Consider the following 22,120-nt stretch of genomic DNA (forward strand, 5'->3'; position numbering starts at 1 on the left):
ACAAAATAAATACAATTAAAACAATGGGTTGTGTTTTCTATAAAAATTAAAAGTGATGCTTATGTCGCAATGTTGCTTTAGCGATGCGACAACTGAATGATACCTGTGATAAACATACTAAGAGCGGATTTGAGGGAGCAAAAAAAAGCCAACGCAAGACGCGTTAGCTTTTTTGAAAGGGGTTAAATTAGGTCAATTAAGCCGTGCAATAAGACAGTATTTTATAGTTCGTTTGCTAGTAAATTTCGTTAGGTTGAACGATGTTATATTTGCGCATTTTTCGATATACAGTGGAGCGGCAAATATTCAGTTCTTCAGACACTTGGGTGATATTCCAGCGATACTTTTTAAGTGTTTCCAATAAGTGGAGTCCTTCTTGATTTCCAACATAATTTGAAAGCGTTTTATTTTGTTCCGCTGACTCTTCAACCGGCTCTTTCTTTTCAATTTGTACGTTGGTACTTACTATATCTTTTGGCAGGCAATCTAAATCGATTTTGTTATCTTCAGATAAGGCTTCAGCGAACTTTAGAGCGCTGACTAATTGACGGATATTTCCTGGCCAATGATAACTGTGCAAAACATTCCGTGCTTGCTCTGAAACTTGGATTTCTTGCTCAGAGTTTAGATTGTTCAACAGGTAATTAATTATAAAATCCTTGTCTTTTCTGTCTCTTAAGTTTGGTAATTCGATAGACATACCATTCAATCGATAATAAAAATCTTCTCGAAACAGTTTTTGACTAATTAGTTCCTGTAAATTTTGATGGGTAGCCGATATGACCTGAATATCAATGTGAGTGGGTTCTGATGCACCGAGTGGGATAGTTTCTCGTTCAGCTAAAACTCGTAGTAAGCGAGTTTGCAGTTGAATCGGCATATCCCCAATTTCGTCTAAGAAAATTGTACCTCCGTGGGCTAATTCCAATTTACCTTTCATACCTTTCTTGTTCGCACCGGTAAAAGTGCCACTGCGATAACCGAACAATTCACTTTCAATTAGAGATTCAGGAATGGCTGCACAATTTAGCGCAATGAAAGGACCGTCAGCACGGTCGCTGGCTCGATGAATTGCCCGTGCAAATGCTTCTTTACCAGTACCTGTTTCACCGGTAATTAGAAATGGAATATCTTTATTGATAACCCGCATTATTTGTTTGATTTGCGACTGAGCCACGGCATCTTCACCTGCTAGTTGTTGCAAGCTAGGGTGAGCGTTCATGGCTATGCTTTCCGCAGGTTTACGTTCTGCAACAGCGTGTACACTGTTCAATTTATTTGATGGAACTCGTAAGCCGATTTCTATTTCTTCGAGCATTTTAGGAGAAAAGGAGCGGACGACTACTCCTCCACCTTTACTTTTGCTCAGGAGTTCATCTATGGATTGTCCAACGATATCCTCTATTTGACTACCAGGCAGTTGTTGGTCAGCTTGCAGTAGAGCATCATATTCAGTAAAAGCTGAGCGATTAGCGCCAACAATAATCCCTCGTTCATTAACTGCTAACAACTGCTCCTGAATGAGATCTGCAAAGCTCTCTGTTGGCCTTATACTCATGGTGATTTGATTTCGATAAGCCTGTCGAAAATAACTATTTTCAATCATTCTTCCGTACATCATTACCATTTGTAAGGTAAGAAATTGGTTTTCTTTGTTTTTCGAGGCACCTAAACAAGAGGCATTTAAACACCCCCTCAATTCACCCATTGGATCAAAAATAGGTGTCACAGAGCAACTTAATTGGCTTTGTTCGGCGAAAAAATGTTCGTGTTGATGAACAATAATTGATTCTTTTTCGGCTAAACAAGTGCCAATTCCATTCGTTCCCACTTGTTTTTCTGACCATCCAGCTCCGATTCGCAGTCCAGATTTCTGACATTTCTCTCGCATACTACTGGGAATTTTCGCGTCCAAAGTGAGGCCTGTTTCATCTGTTAAAACTACAGAAAATCCCGCATTGGAAATCCGTTTTGAGAGACCCGTAACACCATGTTTTGCGATATCCAAAAAGTCTTCTTGTCGTTGCAATTGTTGTTGCATTTCAGTACTAGAAAGAATCTCCACTTCCTTTTGTTTATATGGGTCCAGGCCATATTTAAGGATACTTCTCTGCCAGGAATTTACGATTTTTTCGCTTGGACTGATATCTCGGTTTTGGAAATTTCCGGTCATAAAAGCGATGACATCATTAGTTGTTCTGAGCTGAGGTGTTTGTCTCATTTTATCCATTCTCCAACACTATTAAATTCCCAGAATAAAAAGTAAAACGATACTCTTTTTGCCCTAGTTATTTGAGCCTGTTTTTTCACCAGTCTTTTCACCATAACACCGAACTTTTAAATTTTTAACAACTTTTTGACAAATGTTTGAGAAGTTTATTATATGCAGAGTTTAGGTGTCTCATTTTCGCATTTGTGCTGCAACACCTGTGTACTATTTAAAAATAGTGTTTTTAAAACGTTAAAAGTGAAAAATAAAAAATCATTACTATTCAGTAGTTTAGGAAAGTTACCGGTTCGATATGTTATTGGCATGTTAATTGATTTGTAAGTTCGCCAATCAAAAAATCAAACAGGGGCACGGATAATAATGAAATCTTTAGTATTTAAAATGAAATATCTTAGTTGTTGCATTGGCGCTGTCGGACTGATATCCGCTTATTCAGTATCAGCAGCGAATTTGACAACGCTTAACAAAAAAATTGAAAACTACAAAACGGTTACCCACAAACGATTAGTTGAAGCAGCACCCCAAGACTGGTTGTTGCCTAAAGGTAATTACGAAGGCTGGATGTACAGTAAGCTAAAAGAAATAAACTCTAAAAACGTCAGTAAGCTTAAACCGGTTTGGACTTATTCTACGAACTTGGATTCTGGTCATGAAGCACCTGCACAAGTTAACAATGGCGTTATGTTTGTATCTACGCCTTACAACAACGTACTTGCGTTAAACGCCAAAACAGGACAACTGTATTGGCGTTATAAGCATGATAATCCGTATGATTTAAGTGTTATGCACAATACTAGCCGTGGTGTAGCGTTGTGGGGTGACAAAGTTTATGTTGCTGGCTTAGATGGAACTTTAAACGCGTTGGATGCAGCAACTGGAGAGCGTTTGTGTCAAAGCCAAATTGGCGATTGGAGCATAGGTGCATACATCACGTCAGCTCCTACTCCAGTGAAAGGTAAAATTTTAGTTGGTCCTTCAGGCGGCGAATATGGTGTACGTGGCTTCCTTGAAGCTATGGATGCAGAAACCTGCGAAACTGCTTGGAAAACTTATAGCGTACCTGGCCCCGGTGAGGCTGGTCATGAAACCTGGAAGAAAGAAGGTAAACGCCCTGATGCATGGAAATATGGTGGCGGCAGTATGTGGATGCCTGGTAACTATGACTCTGATGAAGATATTCTTTATTGGGGTGTAGGTAACGGTTCGCCTTGGTTGGGTGACCAACGTCCAGGTGACAACTTGTATGTTGCATCTTCTATCGCGATGGATCCCGATACTGGCAAAATTAAAGGGCATTATCAGTACCACTATAATGACTCTTGGGACTGGGCTGCGATGAACGCACCTATGCTAATTGACGGTCTTAAAGACGGTCGCAAAAAGGTTAAAGGTTTAGTTTCTCCACAACGTAACGGTTACATGTATTGGTTAGAAAGAGATGGTAAAGGCAAGATTGAATATCTCGAAGGTAAACCTTTCGTAGCGAACAATGCGTTTAAATCTTTGGATCCTAAAACGGGTCGTCCAACCTATGACTACGACCACGTGCCAGTTACTGGCAAACGAGTTTCTTACTGCCCAAGTCTTTGGGGTGGAAAAAACTGGCCTTACGAATCATACAACCCAGATACTGGGATGATGTATGTCCCCGCAAACGACAACATTTGTAATTCCTTCGAAGGTAAATTCCAAGATGATGTTGAACCTGCTTCAGGTCAATTCTGGGCTGGTATCGATATTCCTGATTTAGATGTGTATTTAGCTGATCAAAACAAAGGTGTTGGCCAGATGCAAGCTTGGGACGTGAACAAGCGCGAAAAAGTATGGCAGCACGATTACGGCAAAACCATGAACTGGGGTCCTGTTCTATCTACAGCTGGCAACATTGTATTTAGTGCCGGTACCAATGATCGCATATTGCGAGCATTCGATGCCAAAACTGGCGAAGTACTTTGGGAATTCCCTCTGAACTCAACCGCTATTGCACCGCCTGTTGCTTATGAAGTAGACGGTAAGCAATACATAGCTATAACCGCTGGCTACGGTGTTGATCCTCATTGGACCAATGGTGTTTTGGCAGCAAAAGACGAAAGTGGTGAGTGGATATCAGATGTGCCTGAAGGTGGCGTTATTTGGGTATTCGCTTTACCTGACGCTTAAAAAGCTATAAGGGGAGGCGAGTGTCTCCCCTGACTTTCATAAACCAATAAAATAAAAAGTCTATTTAGCCTGCTGAAGTTCGAGGTGTAGCAATGAAACAAAAAATAAATAATAAGCATGATGATATCGAGCAAGAAGCATGCTGCGGTTGTGCCCAAACCAATCAAAATAACATTACAGATAGCAAGAGACGCAATTTGCTGAAATATCTTGCTTTAGCGATACCGGCAGTGAACTGTTTTACTGGCAATACAGCATTAGCTGCAATCAAGAAAAAATCGCCAGAAAGTAAATTGCCGCCACAAGTGGGTGATCGTTTTACTTATTTTAGTAAGCGTTTACAGGGACCTTTAATTAAAATATCAGATCTCGCCAAATCGGATAAGCAAGTGCTAGTGGTGCCTGTCGATCCAAAAACCGGGGAAGTTCGGGATGGCTCTCGTTACAACCAAATTCTGATTCAAAAACTTTCTAAAGAGTCGCTATCCACAGAAACACAGCAAATGTCTGCCGACGGCATAGTTGCTTACTCCGCCATATGTACTCACGCAGGCTGCCCAGTGACTGGTTGGGTAAAAGAGGAAGAAAACTATATGTGCCCTTGCCATCAGTCAGTTTTTAATCCCAAAGAAGGCGGTGGAGTAGTGTCTGGTCCTGCCCCAAGAAAATTACCTGCCTTGGCATTAACCGCTGAAAACGATGAACTCGTAGTTGCCGCAGAGTTTAATAGTTGGATTGGATTTGGTAAGCCACGTCGGTAAACACGTTAATTCAAATTAATTGGTAGTGAGTCAAATACTACTTAATCGATAACCAAAGAGAGTGAATTATGAAAAAAGTCAGTATTAGTTTAATTGTTATTTCGCAAATGCTTTTGGGACTTACTGCATCAACAACTGTGTCAGCCGCAGCGAAGCCCATCACCGGAGTGAATTGTAATGGTGGTTTTTTCGTAAGAACACCTGACAAACACATTCATTGGATTGATGAAGAAACCGAAGAACATGTTCAGGTTTACGATAAAAGTGATGACATTTATGCCATGGCACAATGTGGTACAGGTGTAGTGACGGTTTTTGAAAAGCAAATTGATGGTGAACAACAATATAATGCGACCTATAGTCCAAATTGCATGAACATTGGCAGTGAAAAAGGTTTGTCGTCACATATTTATCAAGGTAAAGAAAAGATAAATAAGATTGACGCAAAGGACGGAAAACTCGAAATTCGTTTTGTTAATAACACTTACCTGCGCGGTGAGACCTGTGCGTCAGTTAGTGCAGGAAAATAAAGTGTTAGCACGCGCTTTAGGGCACGTTGCAGTGGTTAAGCAGTTATTCTGCTTTGCCACTGCTTTTTTGTTTTTAATCAGCTGTAGTGGCACTAAAAGTCCGACTCACGCAACAATAGACGCTGACCGAGTGATGCTCAGAGCAGTGCTTGATAAGCTAGAACAAACTTATCCTCTTTTACCCAGCGTCGATGAAAAACCAATATCATCCCCGCTTTTTAGGTTGGGCAAAGAATTATTTTTTAGTCGCTCGTTAAGTGGCAATAAAGATGTTGCCTGTGCTAGTTGTCATCATCCGTACTTAGCGGGCGGAGATAAACTTAGCTTGCCAGTTGGCGAATCAGCTTATGAACCCGAGTTGCTCGGTCCCGGTCGTTGGCATGATTGGCAGTCTTCTGCTGATCCTAATGCTGATGGTGCACCAAATGTTCCGCGTCACGCACAAAGCACTTTTAATTCTTCATTATACAATCGTGCAATGTTTTACGATGGTCGTGTTTTTGTTTTAGATGAAGATTCTAAGAATGGCGGTAAGGGCCAAAACCATCGCACACCTGATAGTAATTTATGGTTAGGAGATATTGCTGCAGGCAATGATTTGCTGGCCAGTCAGACCCGTTTTCCTGTCGTCTCAAATGACGAAATGCGCGGCTATAGTTTCGCCACTGCACAAACTCATGAAGGCATACGTGACGCACTTGTAGCAAGAATGAAACAACATGATAAAAATCAGTCATGGTTAAAATTGTTTCGTGCCGCATTTGGTGAACCTGATGCGAATGCTGAAACATTGATAAATTTTAGCAATATTGAAAAAGCCATTTCTTATTACCAATCGACCCAAGTGTTAATTGATAATGATTGGTATGCCTATATCAAAGGCGATGAAGATGCACTAACAGATTTGCAAGTTGAAGGTGCGTTACTATTCTTCAACCAGTCGCAACAAGGCGGTGCTGATTGTGTTGCTTGTCACACTCCGCCAATTTTTTCTGATGAACAATTCCATAATATCGCTGTTCCGCAATTTGGTAGGGGCAAGCAGCCCAATGGAGAAGACTTTGGGCGTAGAGGGGTCACTCAAAAAGACCAGGATAGATTCGCGTTTCGGACACCCACTTTACTGAACGTGACAGCTACTGCTCCTTATACACACTCGGGGGCATTTACCCAATTGCAGGACGTTATTGCTCATCATATCGATCCTGTTAAATCCATAAAAAGTTATGATTTTAGTTTTGCCAATAATCCTCAAATGCAGTATGTCAGTGAATTAAATCCGCAGGCCGAAGCGCATTCCCAAAAGCCCCTTCAATTTTTATTAGAACAACAACAGCAAGGGCTGAGTAAACTGCCTAGTGATGTGAATATTAATGGCCATCAAAGGGATGCCATTGCTGCTTTCCTCAGTGCGTTGACTGACCCGTGTTTAAATAATCAAGAATGCCTAGCGGTTTGGGTGCCAAATGAAAATGAAGTAGCACCTGACTCATTGCGTTTAAATGCAAAAATTGGCGAGTTTGCTCCTCCTCCTAAACCTTTGGCTAGTCTGAGCAAAACCTTAATCACTGATACCCGTAGTAAGGTCAAAGCTTCAGGTCGCATAAAAGCCATCGTGCTTAAATCCAATTTATTTGGTTGCGAAATCGCAAAGGTAGACGAGATTAAAAATAAACCACATAAATTCCAAGAAGTGGCTTTAAGATCAGGGTTAACCAAGCGACACCACATTACTTGGCCACTTTATAATTTACAATCTGCGCAACGCCTAATTTTTAGCGGCGGTGTTGCCGCAGGCGATGTTGACGGGGATTGTTGGCCAGATATTTTTCAACCTACCGGAGATGGTTCGGCAGACGTTTTATACCGAAACAACCGAGATGGCAGTTTTACTGACATATCCAAACAGTGGGGAATTACTTCTAAAGAATTATCGAATGGCGTCGCCATGGTCGATATTGATGGGGATAACGATTTAGATATTATTACCTCGAATTTGGTTCACCCTAATTTGTCTTCTATATCAGGTGAGTTAAAAGGTAATCAACATAGTCAGAATCCCACGTTATACATTAATCATAACAACCAAAAATTTATACCGATTAAAAACTCAGGTATTGCAGCGCAGTTAACCAGTTGGTCATTTGCGTTTGCCGATTATGATTTGGATGGTGATTTAGATGCACTAACGACCCACTGGCGAGGGCCTGGGGTGGGGGGTAAGCAGCCCAATCATTTGTGGGAAAATGTTAGCTCTGACACTACTTTGGAATTTGTTGCTGCGGATAAAAAAGCGCATTTAATGGAAATGATTGGCAGCACTGACTTTACCTTTACAGGTACCTTTTCTGACATTGATGAAGATGGTTATCCAGATCTGTTGTTGGCAGCTGATTTTGAAACTAGTCAGGTGTATAAAAATACTGGTAATGGTCACTTTGAAAATATCACTCATTTATCACAGATTACCGATAAAAACGGTATGGGTAGTGCTGTAGCTGATTATGATAATGATGGCGATCTGGATTGGTTTGTCAGCAGTGTATCTGATCCTAACGGTAAAGCTGAAGGAAACTGGGGAGTAGAAGGAAACCGTCTGTACAACAATATTGATGGACAATTTATTGATGTGACGGACGAAGCTGGGGTTGCCGAAGGCTTGTGGGCTTGGGGAGCTTGCTTTGCCGATTTCAACAATGACCAATGGCTCGATATCTTTCACGTAAATGGTTTCGATTTGGATAGTGAGTTACGCAAACACTTGGGTAGCCCCTATGCCTATATGAAGTTAAAACGCTCGATGCGGGAATTTGAAAACACCCCAAGCCGTCTATTTATGTCTAACCAAGACGGTAGTTTTAGCGAACAAAGTGCCGAGCTGGGCATTACCGATAGGCTCTCTGGGAGAGGTGTTGTTTGCTTCGATTATGACCGAGATGGTGATGTGGATATTCTTGTTAGCAATCATCAAGACAGGTTGCTGTTATATAAAAACAATGCATCTTCATCTGCAGACAAAGGTTTCATTCATTTGACCCTGCAAGGGTTGGCTAAAAATACTCAAGCCATAGGTGCAAAAGTTTATGTCACTGCAAATGGTATTACCCAACTACAAGAAGTTCGTTCTGGCGGAAGCTTTATCTCTAGCTCCCCATCTGAATTACATTTTGGTTTAGCCGGTGCTGATATTGTTAATGAGATTCGTATTGTTTGGCCTGGGGCTGAGCAGTTTGAAAGTATTCATCGTAATATTTCGATTAATCAGTTTTATACCATTAAGCAAACCGAAGAGCCTGAAGGTGACATCAGTGACTCAGCTCTTAGAGCAATGACAGTATCGTTAAAAAATGTAGATGACATCAGTGAGTAAATCATTACAAAACTCAAAAATTTGTTATTTAAACCTTAGCTTCAATATAGGAAAAAAGTGAATGAGATTAAGTCAGTGTCATAATTTTCACGACTTTAGAAAACTTGCAAAAAAACGTTTACCTAGCCCCATTTTTGATTACATCGATGGTGGTGCTGATGATGAGGTAACTATGCAACGTAATACTCAAGCGTTTAATCAATGTGACCTTATTCCGAGTGTCTTATCAGGGGTTCAAGAAATCGACATGTCTGTTGAGGTGATGGGCACCAAATTACCTATGCCTGTCTATTGCTCGCCAACGGCGTTGCAACGCCTGTTTCATCATCAAGGTGAACGCGCCGTTGCCGCCGCCGCTGATAAATTTGGAACTCTTTTCGGTGTTTCTTCTCTTGGTACGGTCAGTATGGAAGAGATCGCTGAAAAATTCAGCGCACCGCAAGTTTATCAATTCTACTTTCACAGAGATCGAGGCTTAAACCAGGCGATGATGGAGCGTGCGAAACAGGCCAATATCAAAATCATGATGTTGACGGTTGATTCTATCACTGGTGGAAATCGTGAAAGAGATTTGCGTACTGGCTTTTCCATTCCCTTTAGATTGAATTTAAAAGGACTTTGGGAGTTTGCATCCAAGCCTATGTGGGGAATCAACTATGTTACCCATGAAAAATTTTCGTTACCGCAATTAGAGGCGCATATCGATATGAAAGGTGGTGCCAGTTCCATAGGTGGTTACTTTACTGAAATGCTTGATCCTTCAATGAATTGGCAAGATGTCGAGCAAATGGTGGCGTTTTGGGGGGGCGAGTTTTGCCTTAAAGGAATTATGAATGTAGAAGATGCTCGCAAGGCAGTAGATATTGGTTGTACTGGCATAGTGGTATCGAATCATGGTGGTAGGCAGCTTGACGGTTCTAGAAGTTCTTTTGATCACCTAGCGGAAATTGTTGACGCAGTGGGAGATAAAATTGATGTGCTGTTTGATAGTGGAGTTCAAAGAGGAACCCATGTATTGAAGGCCCTTTCTCTTGGTGCTAAAGCCGTTGGTATCGGACGGATGTATCTGTATGGGTTGGCAGCAGCGGGACAGCCTGGTGTTGAACGAGCCCTTAGTTTAATGCGCACTGAAATTGAAAGAGATATGCGTTTGATGGGCTGTAAAAACATTCAACATTTGAGCACCAATAACCTGCGTTTCAGATAGGGTTTTGGTTTCCACAGTGGTTAGAAATTTGGTCCACTAAAGACATTTATGCACAAACAAAACAAGGTGAAAAAATGAATTGTCAGAAGTTTAAGATTATTTGGTGCAGTATTTTCACTATGGCTGGGAGTGGAGTATCTGCTGTCAGTTTAGCTGATTCATTAGCTATAGATGAAAGAATTACGGTAACCTCAACTCGTCAACCCCTTGCGATTATGCAAGCCGATAGTAGCGTAAGTATTATTGATTCAATTGAGATTGAAGAAGTTGGTCATCAGCATATCAATCAGTTATTTAATACTGTACCTGGAGGCTGGATAAGCCGAGGAAATGGTCAAGAGCACTTAACTGCTATTCGTTCCCCTGTTTTTACCGGTGCTGGTGGTTGTGGAGCATTTTTATTTGCTCAAGACGGTATTTCCTTGAGGGCTCCCGGATTTTGTAACGCTAATCAATTGTTCGATGTGAACTCTGAACAAGCTAGCAGAGTGGAAGTGGTTAGAGGCCCTAACAGTGTTTTTTACGGCTCGAATGCAGTTCATGGGTTGATTAACGTTATTAGTGCTGATGTTGAAGATGTACAAAATACAGTTTCTGCTGACGTAGGCGGATATGGTTTTCATCGACTCAAAGGCACCTTTAGTCAAGGTACTGAAGAGGCTGGTTTTGCCTTGCTAGGGAATATCACTGACGATAATGGCTATCAAAACGACAGTGGCTTCAATCAGCAAAAAATTGATCTGATTCATCAGCAATCTGTAGGTCGGTGGGAGGTTAAAAATGTCCTTAGTTATGCCAACTTAAATCAAGAGACGGCGGGTTTCATTGAGGGTGAGTTGAGTTACAAAGACGATGCTATGCGACGTATGAATCTAAATCCAGAAGCCTTTCGAGAGTCTAAGAGTTTTCGAGCTCATAGTCAGTGGCAAACAGAACTAGAACAAGGCGTTTTCAAACTAACCCCTTACGTTCGTTGGACTGATATGCGTTTTTTACAACATTATTTACCTTGGCAAGCACTTGAAGAGAACAGTCAACAAAGTGTTGGTGTTCAGGGGCAATATGAAAAACACTTTAACGATGTGGAATTCATTTCAGGAATTGACATTGATCTTACCAATGGTGAGTTAACAGAGTCTCAAGCAGAAGACTTTTCGGCGACAATTCCCAAAGGTGTTCACTATGATTATGATGTGGACGCGACACTTATTTCGCCTTTTGTGCATACAAGGTGGAGTATTACAGAAAATACCCAATTAAGTGTTGGTGCGCGCTTCGATATGACGAAGTATGACTACGATAATCACCTAAGCGATGGTGATGTATGTGAGGAGGGGGGCGAAAATTGTCGTTTTACTCGTCCCTCTGATCAAAATGTAGACTTTGAACAGTGGTCTTGGCGTGTAGGTGTTTTACATTCAATTACACCTAATCAAATCATTTTTTCTAATTTAAGCAGTGGGTTTAGAGCTCCGCAAGCCGGCGAACTATTTCGATTACAAAGTGGTCAGCAAATTGCGAACTTAGAAGCGGAGGAAGTGCTTTCAGTTGAGTTAGGGTGGAAAGCATCGTGGGAAGGGTTTAAGGCAGAAGCCGTTGCTTATCAGATGGAAAAAGAAAATGTGATTTTCCAAGACACCGAAAAACAAAATATCAGTGAAGGCAAAACCATGCATGCGGGACTGGAGTTTAACTTCCGCGCAGCACTGGCTGACAATGTACAGCTTGATGCCAACGTTGGTTGGGGGCGACATACGTATAAATCTGACTTAACTTTGTCGGCTATAAATATTGAAGGGAATTATATTGATACGGCCCCTAAAGTGTTGGCTGGCGCTCGATTGCATTGGCAACCCGTTAACGCTTTAAACTTCCGTCTTGAATGGACTCACATGGATGAATATTATTTAGATCCAGAAAATACTGCCACTTACGCGGGACACGATTTATTTAACCTGCACTCAAGTTGGCAAATGAACGATAACCTAACCTTGTCATTGAAACTCAATAATTTAACTAATCGCGATTATGCAGAACGGGCTGATATTTCATTTGGTAACTACCGCTATTTTGTTGGTTTACCTAGAACCTTGTTCGCCAGCATAACCTTCGTTTTATAGCATGGCCTTTAGGCCATGGAAATAAATCAAACCTCCACAAGTTTGTAGCACGGGCTTTAGCCCGTGAAAACGATGGCCAAACTCTTCGCGGGGCTAAAGCACCCGCCTACAGGCGATGCACAGGTTAATCTTTTTTTCTGTAGCACGGGCTTCAGCCCGTGAAAACGATAGCCAAACCCTCGCGGGGCTAAAGCACCCGCCAACAGGCGATGCACAGGTTAATCTTTTTTCTGTAGCACGGGCTTTAGCCCGTGGAAACGGTAGCCAAACCCTCGCGGGGCTAAAGCCCCCGCCTACAATAGGGATGCAATTTCATAAGTCTGTATGTGTGAAATGGGGTGTTTTGCCTGCATAAAACTTGTGTTTATAAGGGGTCTAATGCTAATTTCGTTGCTGTTATAAAAATCACTAGAAAATTGGTTGTTCTAGTGGTGTTGGGAATCTACATAGGAATAAAAAAATGGATAATAATGAAAATAGCCCTTATCAAGCACCGGAGTCGGATCTCACTTCGACGGAAGCACCTTCTGGAGAGTGGATTTATACAGGGCCATCAAATAAAGCCGTCGGCGATGGAATGACATGGATATCTGAAGGTTTTAGTTTATTTAAACAAGATATAGGTATGTGGATTGTAACTATGATTGTTGGCTTCATTGTCGCAATCGTTATCAATATCATTCCTTTTGTTGGTTCCCTTATTAGTATGTTCTTAACCTATATTTGGGTTGGTGGACTAATGTTAGGTTGTCAGGCCGCTGCAGAAGGCAAGCCCTTTGATATTAAATATCTGTTTGCTGGTTTCTCAAATCATGCAGGCAGGTTAGTTGGGCTTTCGGCTATTGGGGCGCTTATTAGTATTGTGGTGATGTTTATTGCGATGGGGTCGGTCTATATGGATCTACTCGCAGGCGAAAGTACGCCGGAAATGATGGGCGCGCAATTTTGGTTATCATTTCTAGTGGCTATGGCGTTAATGTTACCTATGGTCATGGCGGTGTGGTTTGCACCAGCATTAATTGTTTTACAAGACATGCCGGTTTTTGAAGCGATGAAACAAAGCTTTATCGGATCATTTAAGAATGTGGTGCCATTTTTAGTTTACGGCATTGTGATGTTAGTTCTCTACATTTTAGGAGCAATCCCTTTTGCTTTAGGATTGTTGGTTGTTATTCCTTTACTATTTACATCCATGTACATTTCTTATCGTTCAATCTACTTAAGCAAAGCCGCTTAAGTTTCTATATATGACTGGATTCACTTACTGTAAGTGAATCCAGCTTTCAAACTAAGATATATAAGCACCTATTAGCGCGATAACAATTATCAATAAATGTGGAGCGAAAACTGTCGGTGTTAACGCATTTTTTAGATAACTAATCACTAACTTCATGCTGCTAGGACGACTAAATTCCCACTGACTATTGTATTGCATGCCATTGTCTTGCATTGGATTCAACAATGCTTTTTCAACAATTAAAAGACGATCGCTTATTCTGCCCTGAAAAGTTTTCCAAATGCCATCCAACATCCAAAACACCATACAAAGAAGCGGCACGATAAAATCAAGTTGAACATGAAAGAGCAATAAACTGCATAAGATCCCACTCGCTACCTTAATCAACAAAGAAAACTTCTCATAGCTATCGTACTGATATTGTAATGTTGTCCATTCTTGCTGAAGGGCGCTTGGCGTGTGGTTGTCCAAAATTTATTCCTTATGATGGATACGTTAGGGTTAAAGTGAAGTGGAATCTAACGACAGTATTGCAAACAAAAAAACGGCTCACAAGGAGCCGTTATCGTTTTAGTCTATGCTTAGCTGTCAGTTTCCCCAAATCTCTGCAACGAATTCTGGGTGATCGACAAATGGATTACGGTTGCCTTGATAAGAATGGGCTGCGTCATTGCGATCTATTTCAAGTTGACTCACTGGATCTTGGTTATGCCAAGTTTTCATTAAATCCACAAACCACGACTCAAAAACTTGATTGGCGGTACCGTTTAACACCGCGTCAACGGAACTGCTGTTAGAGTCCCAACCGGCAATCACGTTTTCATAACGGGTTGCCATATAGAAATAAGCTCGGGCTAAGTCACCTTTAAATTCGTCAATGGGTTCGAATACCGTTCCTGAATAGCCTAACCCCGAGCGTGCGGAGCCTAACAGTGAGCCATTTTGAGAGGTAAAACTCGCACTACCCACTTCGCCATAGGGGTAACTACCGCGCTTAGAATTGACGTAACCATCGGTGGCGAAAATATGATGTACGTCTGAATTCATGGGTTCTATGGCGCCACCAAACCAACTACGGGGGAATGAATGCTCTCTGTTATAACAACTCCCTTCCCCTGAATAATTACCACATTGGTCACTACCGGCAGAATAAGTGTAAGGGTCGTTACTTGTTGGTCGTTCCGCATATATATCTAAAATGCTGCCATCATTTTCATAATATTGATCTAACGAATAGCTGCTGTAGAACGTCCACAAACCACTGTAACCCTGGGATGAATGATTTTTAATAATATCGTACAGCGCTGACTTTAAGTTATAGCCGCTAAGTCCAGAGGCATTGGCGTAATATCCAGTTAAATCTGGAGGAGTACCACCTCCACCTGTTCCACCGCCACTGCCGATGCTGAAACTAAAGGTCTCTATTGAACCAAAGTTACCACCGCTAGTCAGGCTGGTGCCGTCGATAACGAGCTCGTAAGAACCGCTGCCGTAACTACAGCAAATGCCATCACCATATGCATCATTAATGGTAAATGTATAGTCACCATCGTCTAAACATAAATCCTCAGAGTAACTGGTGTTGTTCGATAACCCAGAACCCGAGGCCTCAACTCCCGACTGAGCGTTTTCAATTTGCCAGCTGGTTTCTGAGGCATAGTTGTCCGTTGTAAGGTTAAAGCTACCTGATGTTGTTACACATCCTTCTCCACCTCCTGAGCCTCCACCAGAACCGCCGCCATTGCCAACACCGTCATGGGGTTCAAAATCATCTACGTAAACAACTTCAGAGCCATCAAAACCGGAAACATCGTAGAATCTCAAACCCACTTCAATATTGCCGCTAGAGCTTGGGGTAAAGTTATAGCTAATTTGTTGCCATTGGTTGGTGACACTAGCATCTGAATATCCGCGATAGCCATCCACATAAAGTCGCGCGCGCATTCCACCTTCGGTGTGGTAAACCCAAGTGCTAAATTCAATGGATTGTCCCGAGGTTACAGCAATGGATTGACGAAAATCGGTAGATCCTTGAGTGCCTGTGGTGACGTTAATTGCGGCGGAACTAATACCACTTTTAACCACGCTGGTAGATTCACTTACTGCAATACCACTATCAACAGTAGTCCAACTATCTGCAGAGCCATTGGACCAATCCTCAAAAGCTCCATTGTCTACATTGGCGTAAACCAACTGTGGAACTAGCCATGCACTAAATAATAAAATACTGAGTTTTTTCATTGTTCTGCCTCTTCGCCTGATTGGTAAGCTAAAACAGTGTTGTTTGACTGCAAAACAATGCAGTGCACTAAGGGTATATTAATGGCGTTTGGTAAATTAGTTGACCATGAGGTCATATTTTAGTCAATGTTAATTTATAAAAAGCGGAAACTTTCGGCATAACAATAAAAGCAAAATTAACCTAGAGTAAAAAGCAGCGAGAGGGGAAAACAAGGCGGTAACATTCGTCGGGCAAAAAACAACGAGGGAAATCAGCTAGTTTAATTGTCGTTAGAAAACAATCAGCCTAACCAACTCCCTCGAATTTGAGTTAATCCAGCATTTCTATTTTTGCCAACTGCTTGGGGAGTTGTTGTTTTACAAAGCGATAGCGAGCCCAAGTTAACATGACCACTCCTGTCTGAATAATTACTTGAATTGACCAAAATCCCTCATAACCGTTGAACATATAATTAATACTGGCAACCACGAATAAACCTAACCATAAGCCAATCACCACCCATGCACTTACTCGCCAATATTGAACTTGTTTGATAAGTTTTTGCCGTTTAAATTGCAGCAGTTGATGAATGTCGAGGCTATACTCTACTGACGCAGATTTACGTAACCTGTATGCCCAAATACTAAAAGCCAAAGGAATTGGAGCCAATATAGCTACAAATAACTGTCCTATGGTGGTGTCAATGTGATAGATAATCACGTACACACAAAATACACTGACCATCACCCCTGCAACTAAATCGATTAGTGCTTTTAAGGTTTCCCGTTTATGCATTTTGGATACTTGAGACACCAGCTTTTGTGCATCCACTTGAGGTGTACTTTGTTGAAACGATTGTTGCCATTGTTCAAATTGCGGATCCATTTTCTTTCCTTATAACAATTGTTCGAGTTGCTGTCTGGCTCTGCTGGCGCGTTTAGCTACGGCAGCTTCTGATAAACCTAAAACACTGGCGATTTCTAATTGCGTAAAACCTTCTAATTGCATGGTAATAATCTGCCGATACTTCAGGTTTAAGTGACGTAAGGCTGACATTAGGTCCAGTTGTTTGTCTTGATTAGAGACATTTGGAGAGATAATTTGCACATCATCAATATCTTCATTTGAAAGGTTTTTATTGTGTCGGCTTTCCCGTAATACGTGATCAACCGCGCGATTGTGTGCCACTCGCGCAATAAAGGTTTTTACACTACTGTCCCCTCTGAATGTCTCCAAAGCCCGCCATACGGCCAAACTAATATCTTGGATTAAGTCTTCTCTTAACCCTAAGTCTGCTTCGTAGGTGGCAGCAATACGCGCCAACAAGGGCGCGTATTGTTGTAATATCTCGTCAATTCCTGTTGCTTGCGTCACGCTTCGTCCTATTGATTGTCGGTGAGATTTTTAAATGCCACATAGTTGATGCATAGCAGCCAAGGGCCTAGCAATATTGCACTAAGTAATAGTGTGAAGGGGACAGCCATAATTGCTAATAAGTTGATAATGAATACAACCGTTAAGGGTTGCCATGCTCGAAGGGCTAAGCTAAGTCCCTTTTTTACTGACGTCCCTATACTTTCATTTTCTAACAAAAGGTAGGCGGGTATAAACATAAACAATATGCTAAATGGGGTTGCTGAGGCAAATATAATCGATAACTGCACAGGGGTAACATCGACCATTTGCCCATATACCAATAAATCAATTCCGCTGTCTCCCAGTATGGCTATGGCTGTGAGCACTTGCATTACAGTAGGAAGCAATAACAGTAGACTTAATAGAGGCAGTTTCGCCCAGCCATTATAGCTGCGGATACTTTGTAATGAACATGATTTATGTTGAGAAATCAGATCTAACACTGGCCATAAAGATGCAATAAGCATAACCATTACTAACTTCGATAAGATCATTCCTACAGGCGCTGGGGCTAATTGAATTACACCTTCAATAATGATGCTTGCTAAGAGCAAAAAAAACAGTTTAAAGGGGGCTCTTAAGCATAAATTCAGTCCTTGTTTTATCCAACTAAGGCTTTGCAAAGAAGTTGTTTTTTCATTTAGTTTTAATGTTGCAGAGTGCATATCAAGTCTCTCTTTTTAGTGAATTACTTAGATAGTCGAGACAAATCAAAATTTCCTGACATTTTTTTTGAAAAAGTTTTTCCAAAGCCTTAAACCTGTTTTTATATACAGTTTTAAGATTGGTGTTATAATCTTCACAGGATTTTAATAGAGACATGGACATGCACAATCTTAAAACCATTTTAGTAATCGCGAGTTTCTGTATTTTAGGGTTGATTGTGGTCCCTTACGCGCAAGTAGTTTATTCAGGAGATCCCAAATTGAACATGGAAAAGGTAAAAGGCGAGTTTGAAGTTAACATGCAGCCACAAACAGACGTAGATTTTTCTATGGGCAGAATGACCTTGGATAAAAGCTATCATGGCAAGCTTGAAGGCAAGTCAAAAGGCCAAATGCTAAGTCATATGACTGAGGTGAAAGGGTCTGCGGGTTATGTAGCAATGGAAATTTTTACTGGTACCCTTGATGGAAAAGTCGGTGGTTTTGTTCTATTGCATAAAGGTGTTATGAACAAATCAGAACAGTCCTTAGAGATTACTGTGGTTCCTGATTCCGGTAGCGGTGATTTGTCAGGAATTGTTGGCACTATGGATATCGAAATTGAAGATGGTCAGCACTTTTATGTGTTTGATTACAAATTGCCTTAGAAAATATTTGTTGCCTTGAATGAGTCCTTATTTGATCTGATAAGCCAAAAAACCAAGGCTTAATTCCCAGTTAATTTAAATTCCTCTATTTTTGCTCATCTATTTACTTGCATTTATATATAAGCAGTTATATAAATGCTTATATTGAGGTGTGTATGAACAAAGATTTTTTAAATGAACTGGGTGAACTGGCATTAGGCAGTCGCCTAAAAAGAGTAAGCGAACGAATGATGGCTGATGCTGCGGCGGTTTATCAGCATTTCGATATGAATATTCAGCCTAAATGGTTTACCTTGCTGGCGTTACTCGATAAAAAAGAACAGGTTAGTGTTGTCGAGGCAGCTAATTTATTAGGCTTAACCCAACCTGCACTGAGTCAATTTAGTCGACAATTGGCCGCTAAAAAACTCATTAATATTACGTTAGGCAGCGAAGACTCGAGAAAAAGGGTACTAAGCTTGTCTGCTTTAGGACGGCAAAAAGTCACTGAAATGCGACCTGTATGGACTGCTGTAGACAAAGCCGCTAAAGACTTATCCCATGAGTTTGAAAATCATTTTTACGATTCCTTAAAAACATTCGAACAAGCCTTAAAAAAACGTTCGTTACTTGAGCGTAGCAAAGATCATTTCGAACAATTAGATTCCTTAAAAACTGCCCATATTGTGGATACTGACATGTTAGCAAATAACCTCACCTTTCTAGATTTCGAACCTGAATTAGCGCCATTTTTTGAGCAAATAAACAGCCAGTGGATCAATAGTATGTTTGTCCTCGAAGACGTCGACAAACAAGTGTTAGGCTCTCCTAAGGAAAACATTATCGACAAAGGCGGCAAAATTTATTTTGCTAAACATTCACAACTTGGCGTTGTTGGGGCCTGTGCATTATTAAATAAGGGGGAAGGCGCATTCGAACTCACCAAAATGGGAGTGTTAGAGAATGCTCGTGGTTTGAAGGTAGGAGAGAAACTCTTACAGCATGTGATTGCTCAAGCGCAATTTTTGCCATTGGACTGTTTATTTTTATTAACCAATGGCAAATGTGAAGCTGCCATTCATTTGTATGAAAAGAATGGATTCCAGCATGATCGTGAAATTATGGAAAAGTATGGAAAAAGTTATCAACGATGCGATGTGGCGATGCGCTGGGTTGGCATATCACCAAAGTAAGTGAATGCTAACTAATTCCCGGTCTGCCTAGTTACAGTGACTCACACCATTGGGCTAGTTCTTCGCTCACCGGCTTATTATGCTCGGCTAAAAAAGCTAAGTAGGTTTTAGCATCACGATTAACGATACGCTCTATGGGAAAGCCAATGGATTCTGCATGAGTAATACATTGTTCGTAGTTGCCTAAATTGAAGGCTATATGAGCATCACTTGAAAACACCACTTTCCAGTCGTGCTTGTTCACTAATTCCAAAATACGGATACAGTTAGGTTCGCTACCTTGTCGAGATTGAATAAATGAGCTGTTATTTATCTCCGGCACCACATTATGCTCTTTAGCTGCGATGATCACCGCTTCATAGTCGATGGGAAAATTTGGATTCCCTGGATGTCCTATAATCTGACAATCTCCCGTCGCTATGGTGTTAATTAGCGCCTGAGTGTTGACCGCTTGGGTACTAGGCGGGAAGACAGGTTCATGAAAGCTGGCAATCACAAAATCTAAGTAAGGTTTCATTCCTGCTGGCACATCTAAGCCCCCATCTGGCGGCAAAATATTGGCTTCAATTCCTTTCAAACAGGCCACACCATCAATTAGTCTGGGAATAACGTTACGGTTACCAAAATGCCAAGGGTGGGGCGAGTCAGGCATTTGCGGACCATGATCGGTTAATGAAAACATTTGCATCCCTTTTCTTTTCGCCTCAACAAAGTATTCGTTCACTGTGCTGTAAGCATGAGTGCTGGCGATGGTGTGAGAGTGGGTGTCTACAAGTATTTTCATTTGGGTTATTTTCCTTAGAAATATTACAGCTTAAATGAAACCGATTCGCGGTGTAAGAAAGAAATTTAAGTGGCCTGTTGGCCAATAGCTTAGAGCAAGTTTATAACCTATTGATGTTGCGCGTCCATGACAGGGTATGTTTGCTAGGTTCTGTATTCAATGCTCGGAATAGGTTGTAAAACTATACACAAGCAGTATATCAATTTATGCTAAATTGGTGAATCACAGTACAGTATATCTACCCGCTGAAAGCGAAAAAAAACGTTAAACCTGTTCATAAGTTATTTCAATACGAACATAACCGTCACGGAGATCTAAATGGATAAATTCATGGCTGCAGCCATTGATGAAGCAATCAAAGGCAAACAAGAAGGTGGTATTCCAATTGGCTCTGTTATCGTTTATCAAAACAAAATTATTGGACGTGGGCATAACCGCAGAGTGCAATCAGGCAGCCCTATTTTACATGGCGAAATGGATGCTTTTGAAAATGCTGGGCGGCAAAGCGCCAGCGTTTATCGGCAATGTACCCTGTATACAACACTATCACCCTGCTCAATGTGCTCTGGAGCGATTCTGTTATACGAAATCCCCAAAATTATCATAGGCGAAAATCAAACCTTTATGGGCGAAGAGCAATTGCTTAAAAGCCGAGGGGTAGAATTAGAGGTGCTGCAGGAACCAAAGTGTATTCAACTTATGGAGCAATTTATTACCGAATCTCCCGAATTATGGAACGAAGATATAGGTACTGAGTAGTTGATAATACTAACTTAAAGTTATTTGAAATTAACTCTATGTTAATAATTTTTGACATTGAGTTTGTTTGAGTATACATTTTGTCCAATTACTATTGGAGAGAAATGTATGGATATGTCATTTAAAGAAAAAAGTCACTGGATCTCATTGCTCAGTACAGTTTGTATATTTGGCTATTATTTTTACAATATCGTCATGCTTGAAGGTGTTCCTGCGGAGGAAGCAAAAGACGTTGCAAAAAGCCTACTGTTACAGGCAATTGTGTTGAGTATTTTAGTCGAGGCAGTGCTGCACGGCATGTTGGCCGCCACTAACCATAAAGCCGCTGAAATGGGTGCCGACGAAAGAGATAAACTGTTTGAATATCGGGGCAATCAAGTGGGCTATACGATTTTGGTCGTTGGTGTGGTCATTACCCTCGGACGAATTATTACCATTGAATATAATCCCGAATTTGTAGACCACTATAGCTCTATGCAAATCCCCTTGTTAACGGCGCATATATTGATGTTTAGTTTTATTTTATCTGAAGTCGCTCGCTTTGCTGTCACCTTATTTAATTACCGTAGAGGGTATTAGAAGTGGCTGATTTACCCATTACTAATCGCATTCGTGAAAAGCGTTTTTTTGCCGATGAAATGACACAACAAGCTCTGGCGGATAAAGTCGGCGTCACCCGACAAACTATAATGGCAATCGAAAAAGGTAAGTATTCTCCTTCTTTGGAAGTTGCCTTTAAAATGGCCGAAGTGTTTGAATGCCACCTTGATGATATTTTTCAATATCAACCCAAATAAATTAGTACCCTTTTAGAACTCCAGCAAAGTATAATGCTGGCAAT

19 protein-coding genes are annotated in these 22,120 nt (G+C 41.1%); 12 read left to right on the forward strand and 7 right to left on the reverse strand.

Features of this window, described 5'->3' with window-relative positions; all coding sequences use genetic code 11:
* Window positions 1–235: 235 nt before the first annotated feature.
* Window positions 236–2,221 (reverse strand): sigma-54-dependent Fis family transcriptional regulator, encoded by a 1,986-nt coding sequence (locus ABJV04_RS12960; RefSeq protein WP_348491944.1) that lies wholly within the window; start codon window positions 2,219–2,221, stop codon window positions 236–238.
* Between the two features lie 369 nt (window positions 2,222–2,590).
* On the opposite strand from ABJV04_RS12960, the gene ABJV04_RS12965 reads away from it, so the two are divergent.
* The 7 genes from ABJV04_RS12965 to ABJV04_RS12995 all read left to right on the forward strand — a co-directional run bounded on the left by ABJV04_RS12965 (window position 2,591) and on the right by ABJV04_RS12995 (window position 13,615).
* Window positions 2,591–4,390, forward strand: a complete 1,800-nt coding sequence (locus ABJV04_RS12965; RefSeq protein ID WP_348491945.1) for a PQQ-dependent dehydrogenase, methanol/ethanol family — start codon at window positions 2,591–2,593, stop codon at window positions 4,388–4,390.
* A 92-nt stretch (window positions 4,391–4,482) separates the two neighbouring features.
* Complete coding sequence (locus tag ABJV04_RS12970) at window positions 4,483–5,151, forward strand: Rieske 2Fe-2S domain-containing protein (RefSeq protein WP_348491946.1); 669 nt, start codon at window positions 4,483–4,485, stop codon at window positions 5,149–5,151.
* 68 nt (window positions 5,152–5,219) lie between these two features.
* Window positions 5,220–5,681 (forward strand): hypothetical protein, encoded by a 462-nt coding sequence (locus tag ABJV04_RS12975; protein WP_348491947.1) that lies wholly within the window; start codon window positions 5,220–5,222, stop codon window positions 5,679–5,681.
* A 1-nt stretch (window position 5,682) separates the two neighbouring features.
* A complete protein-coding gene (locus ABJV04_RS12980; RefSeq protein ID WP_348491948.1) occupies window positions 5,683–9,051 on the forward strand; it encodes an FG-GAP-like repeat-containing protein in 3,369 nt (1,122 codons plus the stop codon).
* 61 nt (window positions 9,052–9,112) lie between these two features.
* Window positions 9,113–10,258: an alpha-hydroxy acid oxidase gene (locus ABJV04_RS12985; protein ID WP_348491949.1), complete on the forward strand. Its 1,146-nt coding sequence runs from the start codon at window positions 9,113–9,115 to the stop codon at window positions 10,256–10,258.
* A 74-nt stretch (window positions 10,259–10,332) separates the two neighbouring features.
* A complete protein-coding gene (locus ABJV04_RS12990) occupies window positions 10,333–12,378 on the forward strand; it encodes a TonB-dependent receptor (RefSeq protein WP_348491950.1) in 2,046 nt (681 codons plus the stop codon).
* A gap of 460 nt (window positions 12,379–12,838) precedes the next feature.
* Complete coding sequence (locus ABJV04_RS12995; RefSeq protein ID WP_348491951.1) at window positions 12,839–13,615, forward strand: BPSS1780 family membrane protein; 777 nt, start codon at window positions 12,839–12,841, stop codon at window positions 13,613–13,615.
* Window positions 13,616–13,666: 51 nt separating this feature from the next.
* Here the strand turns inward: ABJV04_RS12995 and ABJV04_RS13000 are convergent, their stop codons facing one another.
* From ABJV04_RS13000 to ABJV04_RS13020, 5 genes are all read right to left on the reverse strand, one after another.
* Complete coding sequence (locus tag ABJV04_RS13000; RefSeq protein ID WP_348491952.1) at window positions 13,667–14,086, reverse strand: hypothetical protein; 420 nt, start codon at window positions 14,084–14,086, stop codon at window positions 13,667–13,669.
* Window positions 14,087–14,203: 117 nt separating this feature from the next.
* On the reverse strand, window positions 14,204–15,856 hold the full coding sequence (locus ABJV04_RS13005; RefSeq protein ID WP_348491953.1) for an endonuclease: 1,653 nt from the start codon (window positions 15,854–15,856) through the stop codon (window positions 14,204–14,206).
* 310 nt (window positions 15,857–16,166) lie between these two features.
* Window positions 16,167–16,721, reverse strand: coding sequence for a hypothetical protein (locus ABJV04_RS13010; protein WP_348491954.1), 555 nt, complete (start codon window positions 16,719–16,721; stop codon window positions 16,167–16,169).
* Window positions 16,722–16,730: 9 nt separating this feature from the next.
* The gene (locus ABJV04_RS13015; protein WP_348491955.1) at window positions 16,731–17,210 is read right to left on the reverse strand and encodes a sigma-70 family RNA polymerase sigma factor; all 480 of its coding nucleotides are present in this window, start codon (window positions 17,208–17,210) and stop codon (window positions 16,731–16,733) included.
* 8 nt (window positions 17,211–17,218) lie between these two features.
* A complete protein-coding gene (locus tag ABJV04_RS13020; protein WP_348491956.1) occupies window positions 17,219–17,917 on the reverse strand; it encodes a hypothetical protein in 699 nt (232 codons plus the stop codon).
* 161 nt (window positions 17,918–18,078) lie between these two features.
* Here ABJV04_RS13020 and ABJV04_RS13025 point away from each other — a divergent pair, with 161 nt between their 5' ends.
* Both ABJV04_RS13025 and ABJV04_RS13030 read left to right on the forward strand, forming a co-directional pair.
* Window positions 18,079–18,564 carry a DUF3224 domain-containing protein gene (locus ABJV04_RS13025; protein ID WP_348491957.1) on the forward strand — a complete coding sequence of 162 codons (486 nt, stop codon included), beginning with the start codon at window positions 18,079–18,081 and terminating at the stop codon, window positions 18,562–18,564.
* A gap of 155 nt (window positions 18,565–18,719) precedes the next feature.
* Window positions 18,720–19,736 (forward strand): GNAT family N-acetyltransferase, encoded by a 1,017-nt coding sequence (locus ABJV04_RS13030; RefSeq protein WP_348491958.1) that lies wholly within the window; start codon window positions 18,720–18,722, stop codon window positions 19,734–19,736.
* 31 nt (window positions 19,737–19,767) lie between these two features.
* Here the strand turns inward: ABJV04_RS13030 and ABJV04_RS13035 are convergent, their stop codons facing one another.
* On the reverse strand, window positions 19,768–20,520 hold the full coding sequence (locus ABJV04_RS13035) for a phosphatase (RefSeq protein WP_348491959.1): 753 nt from the start codon (window positions 20,518–20,520) through the stop codon (window positions 19,768–19,770).
* A 318-nt stretch (window positions 20,521–20,838) separates the two neighbouring features.
* Here ABJV04_RS13035 and ABJV04_RS13040 point away from each other — a divergent pair, with 318 nt between their 5' ends.
* The 3 genes from ABJV04_RS13040 to ABJV04_RS13050 all read left to right on the forward strand — a co-directional run bounded on the left by ABJV04_RS13040 (window position 20,839) and on the right by ABJV04_RS13050 (window position 22,076).
* On the forward strand, window positions 20,839–21,279 hold the full coding sequence (locus ABJV04_RS13040) for a nucleoside deaminase (protein WP_348491960.1): 441 nt from the start codon (window positions 20,839–20,841) through the stop codon (window positions 21,277–21,279).
* Window positions 21,280–21,387: 108 nt separating this feature from the next.
* Entirely contained in the window at window positions 21,388–21,858 is a 471-nt protein-coding gene (locus ABJV04_RS13045; protein ID WP_348491961.1) for a hypothetical protein, read from the forward strand.
* A 2-nt stretch (window positions 21,859–21,860) separates the two neighbouring features.
* Window positions 21,861–22,076: a helix-turn-helix transcriptional regulator gene (locus tag ABJV04_RS13050; protein WP_348491962.1), complete on the forward strand. Its 216-nt coding sequence runs from the start codon at window positions 21,861–21,863 to the stop codon at window positions 22,074–22,076.
* Window positions 22,077–22,120: the final 44 nt, after the last annotated feature.

It is taken from the genome of Aliiglaciecola sp. (genome assembly GCF_039982535.1).
In the GTDB taxonomy this organism is placed as follows: Bacteria; Pseudomonadota; Gammaproteobacteria; order Enterobacterales; family Alteromonadaceae; genus Aliiglaciecola.